12 protein-coding genes are annotated in these 11,118 nt (G+C 69.2%); 4 read left to right on the top strand and 8 right to left on the bottom strand.

Annotated elements, in window-relative coordinates; translation table 11 throughout:
* On the bottom strand, positions 1–291 hold a 291-nt coding region (locus ACOJSN_RS15920), incomplete at its 3' end, for an aminotransferase class III-fold pyridoxal phosphate-dependent enzyme (RefSeq protein ID WP_420113473.1).
* Between the two features lie 209 nt (positions 292–500).
* Between ACOJSN_RS15920 and ACOJSN_RS15915 the strand changes: the two genes are divergently transcribed.
* The 3 genes from ACOJSN_RS15915 to ACOJSN_RS15905 all read left to right on the top strand — a co-directional run bounded on the left by ACOJSN_RS15915 (position 501) and on the right by ACOJSN_RS15905 (position 2,569).
* Positions 501–1,373, top strand: a complete 873-nt coding sequence (locus ACOJSN_RS15915) for an RNA polymerase sigma-70 factor (protein ID WP_420113472.1) — start codon at positions 501–503, stop codon at positions 1,371–1,373.
* Positions 1,374–1,440: 67 nt separating this feature from the next.
* On the top strand, positions 1,441–1,722 hold the full coding sequence (locus tag ACOJSN_RS15910; protein WP_420113471.1) for a hypothetical protein: 282 nt from the start codon (positions 1,441–1,443) through the stop codon (positions 1,720–1,722).
* A 91-nt stretch (positions 1,723–1,813) separates the two neighbouring features.
* The gene (locus ACOJSN_RS15905) at positions 1,814–2,569 is read left to right on the top strand and encodes an SDR family oxidoreductase (RefSeq protein WP_420113470.1); all 756 of its coding nucleotides are present in this window, start codon (positions 1,814–1,816) and stop codon (positions 2,567–2,569) included.
* Between the two features lie 52 nt (positions 2,570–2,621).
* Here ACOJSN_RS15905 and ACOJSN_RS15900 read toward each other — a convergent pair whose 3' ends face one another.
* The 7 genes from ACOJSN_RS15900 to ACOJSN_RS15870 all read right to left on the bottom strand — a co-directional run bounded on the left by ACOJSN_RS15900 (position 2,622) and on the right by ACOJSN_RS15870 (position 9,972).
* Positions 2,622–3,779 (bottom strand): ABC transporter substrate-binding protein, encoded by a 1,158-nt coding sequence (locus tag ACOJSN_RS15900; RefSeq protein WP_420113469.1) that lies wholly within the window; start codon positions 3,777–3,779, stop codon positions 2,622–2,624.
* Between the two features lie 46 nt (positions 3,780–3,825).
* Positions 3,826–4,623: an ABC transporter permease gene (locus tag ACOJSN_RS15895; RefSeq protein ID WP_420113468.1), complete on the bottom strand. Its 798-nt coding sequence runs from the start codon at positions 4,621–4,623 to the stop codon at positions 3,826–3,828.
* Positions 4,623–5,438, bottom strand: coding sequence for an ABC transporter ATP-binding protein (locus tag ACOJSN_RS15890; protein WP_420113467.1), 816 nt, complete (start codon positions 5,436–5,438; stop codon positions 4,623–4,625). Before ACOJSN_RS15890 ends, ACOJSN_RS15895 begins: the two co-directional genes overlap by 1 nt.
* Before the next feature lie 71 nt (positions 5,439–5,509).
* The gene (locus ACOJSN_RS15885; protein WP_420113466.1) at positions 5,510–6,433 is read right to left on the bottom strand and encodes an ABC transporter permease; all 924 of its coding nucleotides are present in this window, start codon (positions 6,431–6,433) and stop codon (positions 5,510–5,512) included.
* A 79-nt stretch (positions 6,434–6,512) separates the two neighbouring features.
* Complete coding sequence (locus tag ACOJSN_RS15880; RefSeq protein WP_420113465.1) at positions 6,513–7,544, bottom strand: TIGR03842 family LLM class F420-dependent oxidoreductase; 1,032 nt, start codon at positions 7,542–7,544, stop codon at positions 6,513–6,515.
* A 132-nt stretch (positions 7,545–7,676) separates the two neighbouring features.
* Complete coding sequence (gene hydA / locus ACOJSN_RS15875; RefSeq protein ID WP_420113464.1) at positions 7,677–9,113, bottom strand: dihydropyrimidinase; 1,437 nt, start codon at positions 9,111–9,113, stop codon at positions 7,677–7,679.
* 10 nt (positions 9,114–9,123) lie between these two features.
* On the bottom strand, positions 9,124–9,972 hold the full coding sequence (locus ACOJSN_RS15870) for a nitrilase-related carbon-nitrogen hydrolase (RefSeq protein WP_420113463.1): 849 nt from the start codon (positions 9,970–9,972) through the stop codon (positions 9,124–9,126).
* 144 nt (positions 9,973–10,116) lie between these two features.
* Here ACOJSN_RS15870 and ACOJSN_RS15865 point away from each other — a divergent pair, with 144 nt between their 5' ends.
* Complete coding sequence (locus tag ACOJSN_RS15865) at positions 10,117–11,052, top strand: GNAT family N-acetyltransferase (protein ID WP_420113462.1); 936 nt, start codon at positions 10,117–10,119, stop codon at positions 11,050–11,052.
* Positions 11,053–11,118 lie beyond the last annotated feature (66 nt).

The raw sequence follows: 11,118 nt of genomic DNA, 5'->3' as shown, positions 1-11,118 counted from the left end.
CCGGGTCAGGTTGGCTGTCGAGGGTCCCACGGTCGCGAGCGTGGCGGCCTGCTCCTGGATCGCCGCGACCACCGCCGGGTGCGCGTACCCGATGTTGACGTTGACGAGCTGGCTGGAGACGTCGAGGTAGCGGCGGCCGCTGTGGTCCCACACCGTGCTGCCGCTGCCGCCCGCGATCGAGACCGGCTTCAGCGACGCCTGCGCCGACCACGAATGGAACACGTGGGTCCGGTCGAGCTCGAGCGCGCGCGCGTCGAGGTCCTCCGAAGCGGGCTGGGGCGCATCCGTCATGCCATCGGCTCCTCTGTGTCTGTCTGGGAAGGACGGGACCGCGGTGGCCCGGCGTCGTAGCACCAGAATGCCCCAAGCAGCGCGAGGATGTGGCCATGACGAGGACCACGTGCGCGGTGATGCAGCGTGAGGACATGGCTGACCGTCACAGATCCGGGGCCTGTCCTGTCATGAGCATGACGGGAGCAGGTAACCGGCGGTGAGGCGCGATGGGTGAGCTGGAGTGGGCGGCATCGGAGTTCGAGAACGCCCGAGCGCGGCTGTTCGGCATCGCCTATCGGATGCTCGGTAGTGTCGCTGACGCCGAGGACGTGGTGCAGGAGACGTGGATCCGATGGCAGGGCGCACACTCCGGGGAGATCCGAGAGCCGGTCGCCTTCCTCACGACGATCACGACGAGGCTGTCGATCAACGCCCTGACCTCGGCGCGGGTGCGCCGCGAGACCTACATCGGTCCCTGGCTACCGGAACCGGTGAGCACCGAGGCGGATCCCGCACTCGGTGCCGAGAAGGCCGAGGCATTGCAGTACGCGGTGCTGATGCTGCTCGAGCGACTGAGCCCCGCGGAGCGTGCCGCCTACGTGCTGCGCGAGGCCTTCGACTACCCGTACGCCCGGATCGCCGAGATTCTTCAGGGGAGTCCCGCTGCCGCACGGCAGCTGGTCAGCCGGGCACGCAAGCACGTCGCCGGTGAGCGGCGAACCAGCGCGGGCCCGTCAGCGCAGCGACGCCTGCTGGAGGCGTTCCTCGTCGCGGCCCGTGCCGGCGACACAGCCGCGCTCGAGGGGCTGTTCGCGGCAGAGGTGGTCAGCCGCAGTGACGGCAACGGTGCCCGGTTCGCCGCGCGGAGACCGATGATCGGACGTTCCCGGGTGGCGGCGTTCGTGGCGGCGTTCTCCGGTCACTTCTGGGCGGGGAAGGCGGTCGATTGGGTCATGGTCAACGGTCAGCCGGGTGTCACGCTCGGTGAGAACGGCGCGATCACCGCATTGCTGACTCTCAGTGCGTCCGAGGCTGGGATCGAGCAGCTCATGTGGGTGATGAACCCGGACAAGCTCGGTCATGTGGCGCCGGCGGACTGAAGACCGGCTGGCGCATCGCCTGACGTGTGCGTGCCAGCGAGGCGATGGCGCAGCGCTCGTTCGTACGTTGCACCCGGACGTCGAGCTCGTGGTCGACGGCGTCAGAGGCTCGGGTACTGGCGGTCGGCTCGTGCGCGGCGTGGGTGACGTCGCCGAGATGCTCGTGTGGTTGTTGGAGCCGGCCGGAACGGTCGAGGTCGCCAGTGTGAACGGCTCGGCCGGTCTGGTGGTCCGCACCGGCAATCAGGTGGTGGCGGTGCTCAGCCTCGCGGTGGCCGAGCGCGCGATCGCCCGAGTCTGGGCCATCACGGACCCCGCCAGGCTGCGGCACTGGAACCCCAGCGAGTGACCTCCTGTCACAGAGCCGTCGCGTGCCTTGTCAGTGCCGGTGAGTGCCGAGACCGGCGCTAGGTGTACGGCAGACAGACAGGAGCAATGAGATGAAGATCGTCGTCGTCGGGGGTACCGGCCGGATCGGTTCAAGGGTGGTAGCCGATCTCACCGAGCACGGCCACGAGGTGCTGGCAGCAGCGCCGAGCACGGGCGTCGACGCGCTCACGGGAGAGGGACTCACCGATGCGCTGACGGACGCCGCGGTCGTCGTCGATCTCTCCGCCTCGCCTTCGTTCGACGTCACGGCCGTGCGGGAGTTCGTCACGACGTCGACCACCAATCTGATCTCTGCCGAGCGGGAGGCAGGGGTCAAGCACCACCTCGCTCTGACGATCGTGGGGACGAACCGGCCGCAGGAGATCCCCTACTTCGCGGCGAAGGCCGTGCAGGAGAACCTCGTTCGCTCCTCGGGGCTGCCGTACACGCTGGTGCATGCGACCCAGTTCTTCGGGTTCTTCGGCAGCATCGCCGATGTCTCCACCGAGGGATCCGTGGTCCGACTGCCCGGTGCGCTCGTGCAACCGATGGCTGCCGAGGACGTGGCAGCGGCGGTGGCTCGTGCCGCAGCCGGCGGCCCGCGCGGCGACATCGAGGTGGCAGGTCCCAGACAACTGGGCCTCGACGAGTTCGTGCGCCGCGGCCTCACCTTCCGCGACGATCCTCGCGCGGTGGTGCGAGACGATGCAGCCCCCTATTTCGGAGCGCAGGTCGGCGAGCGCACCCTCCTCCCGATCGAGGGCGCCGAGATCGCACCCACCACGTTCGAGCAGTGGCTCGCTCGCACCCAGCCGCCCGTCGGCTGACCGTTCTCACGGTGGATCGACCTCACACACAGAGTGGAGGCCGATCCACCTGCTAGTTCCCGCCCTCGGCGAGCGTGACCTCGATGGGCTGGAAGGACTCGCCCGTGGTGTCGACATCGGAGAGCTCGCTGATCGCCTGCTCGATGTAGTCGTTGGACCACGCGGTCTCGGGCGGCTCGGCCGTGATCAGGTGCTGCCCCTGCTCGTTGACGGCGGCGAGCGCACCGGCGACCGTCTGATCCCAGGCCGCGGTGTCGATGACACCGATGCCGTTGGCGGCCGGCCAGATCAACTTGTTGGTCTCGTTCGCCATCCACAGCTCGTGGCTCGGGCCCCAGTCGGAGCCGGCGGCGATCGTGATGTCCGCGGCGGTCTGCGCGTCGTCGCGGGCGAACGCCCACCCCCGGATGACGGCCTTCAACAAGGCGACCGCGGTGGCCTCGTAGTCGGCGTCATCGGCGAGCCGACCGGCGTCGGCCCAGATCGAGTCCTGCAGCATGCCGCCCTGCGTGTCCTCGTACGCGATGACGTTGAACTCCTCCGGCGTGTACAGCTCGCCGGTGTCCGGGTTCAGTGCCTCCAGCACCTGTGCCCATTCGTTGTAGGTCATCGCCTGCGCCGCGTCGATGTCGCCCTGCAGGAACGCAGTCATGTTGAAGTCCTGCGTGACGATCTGCACCGACGTGGAGTCCAGACCTTCCGCCGCCATCGCCGCGAAGATCTCCCACTCGTTGCCGAAGCCCCACGAGCCGATTCGCTTGCCCTCGAAGTCCGCGACCGAGGCGATGCCCGAATCCGCGAAAGCGACCTGCAGAGTCCCCGAACGCTGGAAGATCTGCGCGATGTTCGTGAGGTTCGCGCCCTGCTCGATCGAGCCCAGCACCTTCGGTACCCAGGCGATGCAGAAGTCCGCGTTGCCGCCGGCGAGCGCATCCTGCGGCACGATGTCGCCGCCGGAGGGGATGATCTCGACCTCCAGCCCCTCGTCGGCGAAGAAGCCCTGATCCGCCGCGGCGAAGTAGCCCGCGAACTGAGCCTGGGGCAGCCACTGCAGCTGCAGCTTCACGGGCGTCAGGTCACCCCCGCCGTCGCCGCCTCCGGTTCCCCCGTTTCCTCCGGAACCGCCGTTGCTGTCACCGCACGCGGCCAGGAAGGCCGCGAGGGTCATGCCGCCGGCACCTGCGGCGAACGCGCGTCGTGTCATCTTCATGGTGGTGATCCTTTCGGGATGGATGGGCTTGGGAGAGCGGCAGTGTCTAGCGGGCACCGCCCGCGAGCAGTCGGTTGACGAGGCGCTCCAGCGCCACCGTGACCAGGTAGAGCGCCAGCCCGAGCAGGATCGAGGCGCCCACGTATGCCCACGCGCGTGCGTAGGCACTGGTCGCGGCCGAGGTCGAGATGAAGGCGCCCAGCCCGCCGCGCGGGCCGCCGAAGTACTCCGCCACCAGCGCTGAGATCACCGCCAACGAACTCGCCACTCGCAGCCCCGTGACCACGTACGGGGCCGCCGCGGGGAGCGTCAGGAGCCGAAACGTCTGGCCGCCGGTCGCCGCGTACGCGCGCATCAGGTCGCGGTGCAGCGGCGTGGTCTGCCGTAGCCCGCGCAGGCTGTTGAGGAACACAGGCACGAACGAGGCGATCGCTGCGATCGTGCGCCGCCCGATCTCACTGTCGGCACCGAACATCGAGTTCAGCACCGGCGCCAGCGCCACGATCGGCACCACCGCGAGCGCCGCCACCACCGGGATCAGCATCAGGTCGATTGCCTGCCACCGCGACGCCACCGCCGCCAGCAGCACCCCGACCACGGCTCCGACCGCCAGCCCCAGCACCGCGTTCGTGCCGGTGATCCAGGTCGCCTCGGCGATGGGCCCGGCATTCGCGCTCCACTCCCGTGCGATCTCGGCCGGGCTCGGAAGCAGGTAGGCCGATACCCCAACCACGCCGACCAGGAACTGCCACACGCCCAGACCCACCAGCCCGACGGCGACCGGCAGCCCGATACGCAACGCCGGGTTCGGAGCGGGGCGAGTCCCGCCGTCGGACATCGACATCAGCGGCCCTCCCGGGCGCCCGAACCGACCTTGCCACCATGCAGCGCCTCACGAACCTCGGTGACCTTCGCGAAGAACTCACTGCGCTCGCGCAGTGCCTCGTCACGAGGGACCTCGCGTTCGATCCCGATGCTCACGACATCGGTGATCCGGCCCGGGCGCGGCGACATCACCACCACCCGGTCGGACAAGAACACCGCCTCCGGGATCGAGTGGGTCACGAACACGACCGCGGCACCCGACTCGCCGACGATCCGAGACAGTTCAGCCTGCATGCGCTCGCGGGTCATCTCGTCGAGGGCGCCGAACGGCTCGTCCATCAGCAGCAGGCGAGGCTGCTCGGCCAGCGACCTCGCGATCGCGACGCGCTGCTGCATGCCGCCCGAGAGCTGGTCCGGGTAGGAATCCACGAAGTCGGTCAACCCCACCAGCTCGGCCAGCTCGGCCACCCGCTCCCGGCGCGCGGCCTTCGCCATCCCGTGCAGCTCCAGCGCCACGCCGATGTTGGCGCCCACCGTGCGCCACGGCAGCAGCCCCGCCTGCTGGAAGGCGATCCCGTAGTCCTGGTCGCGGCGGGCCTGCGCCGGAGGCTTGCCGAAGACCTCGAGGGTGCCCTTGGTCGGGCTGTCGAGATCGGCGATCAGCCGCATCAGGGTCGACTTGCCGCAGCCCGAGGGGCCGATCAGCGAGACGAACTCGCCCGCCGTGACCGCGAGGTCGACGCCGGTGAGTGCCTGGACGTCACCGGCCTTGGTGTCGAAGGTCTTGCCGATGCCCTGAGCGACGACGGCGGCCGCGCTGGATTCCTGGCTCACAGCGTCGTCGGGTCGCGGACCGACGCTTGCTCCGGTCCTCGCTCCGCTCCGGTCCTCACTCGCTGATGCGCTCATTGAGCCTCTCCACGTCGGTACGTACGAAGCATCAGTCCGATCAGGCCCACCAGCCCGGCGGCGATCAGCCCGAGGGCGATCGCCCCGAAGATCGGTGCCCATGCCTTTGCCGGGTCACCGGACGCCTGCCCGGCGAACGAGACCAGCTGGCGGCCGATGCCGTCGAGGTAGCCGGTTGAGACCTCGGCGACGACGGTCCCGACCACCGCGCTCGCCGCACCCAGACGCAGGGCCGGCAGCAGGTAGGGGACGGCGGCGGGCAGGCGCACCGTGCGCAGCGTCGCCCACCGGCCGGCGGCGTAGGTGTGCATGAGCTCAAGGTGCGTGCGCTGCGGTGACTGCAGGCCCTTCAGCATGCCGATCGCCACTGGGAAGAACGCCAGGTAGCTCGCGATCACGGCGACCGAGAGCCACTGCGGCCACTGCCACCCGAGAATCTCGATGCGCGATCCCCAGGACCGCACCACCGGCGCGAACGCGATCAGCGGAACCGTCTGACTGAGCACGATCCAGGGCAGCAGACCTTGCTCGGCGGGCCGCAGCAGCTGCATCAGCAACCCGAGCCCGAGGCCCACCACCGTGCCGACGAACCAGCCCACGGCCGCGATCCCGAGCGAGATGACCGCCGCCCCCGCTACGGTCTGCCACAGCGGGGCGGCACCCGCCTGACTCGTGGTCGGCTCGAGCAGCCGCGCGACCATCTCCCACGTGTGCGGCATCGCCAGATCAGTGGTACGCGGCAGGATCCGGGTACCCGCCACCACCACGCCATCGGCAGGCCCGAGTGCCTTGTACAGCTCCCAGATCGCCGCGACCGAGATCACGCCGAGCAGCCCGAGCACCACCGCGCGGACCCGCGCTGAGGTCGTGCGCGCCCGTGGCCTTCGGGTCCGGAGGACCTGCGCGGTCTCCGCCGTCACACGGGGCCCCTCACACCGGCGTCATACGCGGGGAGCGCGGAGTTCTGCCGAGCGCACGAGGGTACGCATGCCGCCCCTCTCATGCCTTGGCCGTCACATGGTCACGCAGGTGCGGGATGATCGACTCGCCGTACACCCGCAGCGTCTCCTCCTTGTTGTCGTGCTGGAGGTAGACCGCGAACTGGTCGACGCCGAGCTCTTTCAGCTCCGTGAGCTTGGCGATGTGCTGCTCGGGTGTACCGAGCAGGCAGAACCGGTCCACGATGTCGTCGGGCACGAACGCCGCATGCGTGTTGCCCGACTGGCCGTGCTGGTTGTAGTCGTACCCCTCGCGGTCGGCGATGTAATCGGTGAGGGCCTCGGGAACAGCGCCGACGTCGGACCCGCTGCCATATCTCGCGACGATATCGGCCACGTGGTTGCCGACCATGCCCCCGAACCAGCGGCACTGCTCCCGCATGTGCGCGCGCTGGTCCTCGGACCCCACGTAGGCCGGTGCCGCCACGCAGAACGTGATCTCGTCCGGGTCGCGCCCGGCGTCCTCGGCCGCCTTGCGCACCGCGCCGATCATCCAGCGCGCGATGTCGACGTCAGCGAGTTGAAGGATGTAGCCGTCGGCTGTCTCGCCGGCAGTCTTCAGCGCGAGCGGGCCGTAGGCCGCCTGCCACACCTCGAGCCGGGAGTCGCGGGCCCACGGGAACTGCAGTGTGGCGCCGTTGACCTCGGCGGACCGGCTGCTGCCCAGCTCGCGGATCACGTGCGTGGCCTCGCGCACCTCCTTCAGGGTGGCGGGCTTGCCGTTGAGCACCCGCACCGCCGAGTCACCACGGCCGATGCCGCACACGGTCCGGTTGCCGTACATCTCGTTCAGGGTGGCGAACACCGATGCCGTCACGGTCCAGTCCCGTGTGGACGGGTTGGTGACCATCGGCCCCACGATCACGCGGTGGGTCTCGGCAAGGATCGCCGAGTAGATGACGTACGGCTCCTGCCACAGCAGGTGCGAGTCGAACGTCCACACGTAGTCGAACCCGTGCTCCTCGGCCTGCTTGGCCAGGCCCACGGTCCGCCATGCCGGCGGGTTGGTCTGCAGAACGACACCGAAGTCCATCAGGCGACCTCCGCCGTCGGGCGTTCCGATGGCGCCGAGATCGTAGATCGCCGCCGAGATCGTAGATCCAGATCTAGGGTCTCGGCACGGAAGTACGATCTCGACGGGGTGGGGGTGGTCATGGCTGCCTCCTCAGATCAGGTACTGGCTCAGGCCGCGCTTGAGATACGTGCCGTCGCCCTTGTGACCGAGGTACTCACCGCCGTCGACGATCACCCGCCCGCGCGAGACCACCACATCGACATGACCGTCGATCTCGTACCCCTCCCAGGCCGAGTGGTCCATGTTCATGTGGTGGGTCTTGCCCAGACCGATCGAGGTGTGACCGTTCGGGTCGTAGACGACCACATCGGCATCGGCACCCGGTGCGATGACGCCCTTCTTGCCGTAGAGACCGAACATGCGGGCCGGCGTCGTGGACGTCAGCTCGACCCAGCGCTCGAGGCTGATCTCGCCGGTCACCACGCCCTGGTACATCAGGTCCATCCGGTGCTCGAGCGAGCCGATCCCGTTGGGGATGGCTCGGAAGTCGCCCTTGCCGAGCTCCTTCTGGTCCTTCATGCAGAACGGGCAGTGGTCGGTGGAGACCATCTGCAGATCGTTGGTCCGCAGCCCCTGCCACATCGCGTGCTGGTGGCCTTCCTCGCGGCTGCGCAGCGGTGTGGAGCACACCCACTTGGCGCCCTCGAAGTCGCCCCACTCCTCGCTGCTCGCGCCGAGCTGGTCCTCGAGCGAGAGGTAGAGGTACTGCGGGCACGTCTCGCCGAACACGTTCTTGCCGCGGTCACGGGCCGCGGCGAGCTGCGCCACCGCCTGCTTCGCGCTCACGTGCACCACGTACAGCGGGGCGTCGGTCACGTCGGCCAGCATGATCGCGCGGTGCGTCGCCTCCTCCTCCATCTGCCACGCGCGGGCGATGCCGTGGAAGTAGGGGGTGGTCTTGCCCTCGTTGTAGAGCTGCTCGGCCAGCACGTCGATCGCAGGCCCGTTCTCGGCGTGCATCATCGTGAGCAGCCCGAGGTCGCGCGCCTTCTGCATCGCCTTGAGGATCTGGGCGTCGTCGGAGTAGAAGACGCCCGGGTAGGCCATGAAGAGCTTGTAGGACGTGATGCCCTCGTTCGCCAGCAGCTCCATCGACTTCAGCGAGAACTCGTCGACGCCACCGATGATCTGGTGGAAGCCGTAATCAATAGCACAGCTCGCGCTGGCCTTGTCGTGCCAGGCCGCGAGCCCGTCCTCCACCCGCTCGCCGTAGCGCTGCACCGCGAAGTCGATGACCGATGTCGTCCCGCCCCACGCGGCCGCACGCGTTCCGGTCTCGAACGTGTCCGAGGCGTTGGTGCCGCCGAACGGCAGCTCGAAGTGGGTGTGGGCGTCGATGCCACCGGGGATGACGTACTTCCCGCTCGCGTCGATCACCCGGTCCACGGAGCCGGCGAGGTCGTGCCCGAGCAGGGTGGATCCGGGGGCGAGGACCGCGACGACCCTTTCGCCGTCGACCAGGACGTCCGCCTCGGTGCGGCCGGTCGCGGACACCACGGTGCCGCCGGTGATCAGCAGGGTGCTCATGATGGTCTCCTCAGGCCTTCGCGATCTCGGTGTAGGAGTCCGGCCGGCGATCGCGGTAGAACTGCCAGTCGTCGCGCATCTGCTGCACCATGTCCATGTCGAGGTCGCGCACCAGCAGCTCCTCGTGCTCGGAGCTGCCCCGCTCACCCACGAAGTTGCCGCGTGGGTCGATCACCTGGCTGGTGCCGTAGAAGTTCACGGCCTCGTCGCCGTACTCGTTGTCCTCCAGACCCACCCGGTTCGGCTGCAGCACGAAGTAGCCGTTGGCCACCGCCGCGCAGGGCCCTTCCACCTCCCACAGCCGGTTCGACAGACCCGGCTTGGTGGCGTTGGGGTTGAAGACCATGTGCGCACCGTTCAGCCCGAGCTCGCGCCACCCCTCCGGGAAGTGCCGGTCGTAGCAGATGTACAGGCCGACCTTGCCCACTGCGGTCTCGAACACCGGGTACCCCTGGTTGCCCGGGCGGAAGTAGAACTTCTCCCAGAACTTCTCGAGGTTCGGGATGTGGTTCTTGCGGTACTGGCCAAGCACCGTGCCGTCGGCGTCCACCAGCACGGCGGTGTTGTAGTAGACGCCCGTCTGCGCCTCCTCGTAGATCGGCAGCACCGTGACCAGGCCCAGCTCCTTGGCGAGGGCGGCGAAGCGCTGCACGATCGGGCCGTCGGCCGGCTCGGCGTAGCGGTAGTACTTCTGGTCCTGTGTGATGCCGAAGTACGGCCCGTAGAACAGCTCCTGGAACGAGATCACCTGGGCGCCCTGCGCGGCGGCGTCGCGGGCGAACAGCTCGAGCCGCTCCAGCAGCGAGTCCTTGTCGCCGGTCCAGGTCGTCTGAGTGATCGCGGCTCGCACGGTGGTCAAGGTGTACCTCCACTGGTTCGGATCGGGTTGTGTGCCGATCCGCCCATCATGGTGCGGCTCGCGTATTTCCGTGGGGTTTCTGGGGGATTCCGTGACCGAGTCGTGACGTCGCATATCGATAATGATTCCCGATAGTGTGCGTGGGTGGATGTCGTCCCGATGGATCTCGCCCGCGACTGCTCGACGGCGGAGACCGCCTGGGTGCAGAGCGAGGACTCGCTCATGGGTCCGGTGCCGCCGCCAGAGCCGAGCGAGGGGGTCATCGGCACCATGGCCGCTCGGTCGCGGCGTGCGGTCGGGATCGCCCGCGTCACTCGGACGCCGCTGGATTCCTCGCTCTCCTTGTGGACCGCCAGCACGGGCGACGTGCTGCAGCTTCGGCTGCGTGCTTCGGCGACCTCCGACGACGTCGCCGAGGTGCTCGACGCCTGGCTCGCACTCCCTGCCGCGGCGCCCGAACCCGGCGGTGACCACGCCCGACTGCTGCGCATCCCCGTCGCCGCTCGGCAGGTGATCCTGCCGCTGATCGAGCGCGGCTTCGTGCCCGCCACGGCCACGCTGGCGCGTGGGGTCCGGCCCGACGATGCCCCGAGGCCTCCCGGGGTGGTGCTGCGGAGCGCCACGCCGCAGGACCGGGAGCCGATGCGCGTACTCATGCGCGAGCTGCTCGCCACCGAGGCCGCGTTCGGCGCCGTGCGTGAGCGGCCCGGCGACCTCGGTGACCACTACGTCGACGACGCGCTCAGGTTCGGTGCCGGCTGGCTGGTGATCGCCGAGGCCGAAGGCGTCCCCATCGGCTGGGCAAGCCTGGCACCACCGGAGTCCTCGGCATGGGCGGCGCCGAGCGTGTCTGCGGGGCCGGTCGTCTACCTCGGCATCGCCGCCGTGACCGCTGCGTGCCGCTCCGGCGGGGTGGGCCGCGCGCTCGCAGCGGCGTTGCACTCCCAGGCTGCCCGCGCCGGTGCGGCTGTCTCCGTGCTCGACGCCTCCGTGCTCAACCCGTGGTCCGTGCCGTTCTGGCACCGCCACGGCTACCGCCCGCTCTGGACCACCTGGCACCGCCGCACTCCGATCACCTGACCCCGCCCACACGCCGTCCCGTCCCACCCCCCCCCCCCCCCCCCCGGGGGGGGTGGGGGTGCCCCG

It is taken from the genome of Pseudactinotalea sp. (assembly GCF_048594945.1).
Lineage (GTDB): Bacteria > Actinomycetota > Actinomycetes > Actinomycetales > Beutenbergiaceae > Pseudactinotalea.
Note: the sequence above shows the minus strand (reverse complement) of the source record. Positions and strands in the feature narration are given on the sequence as shown.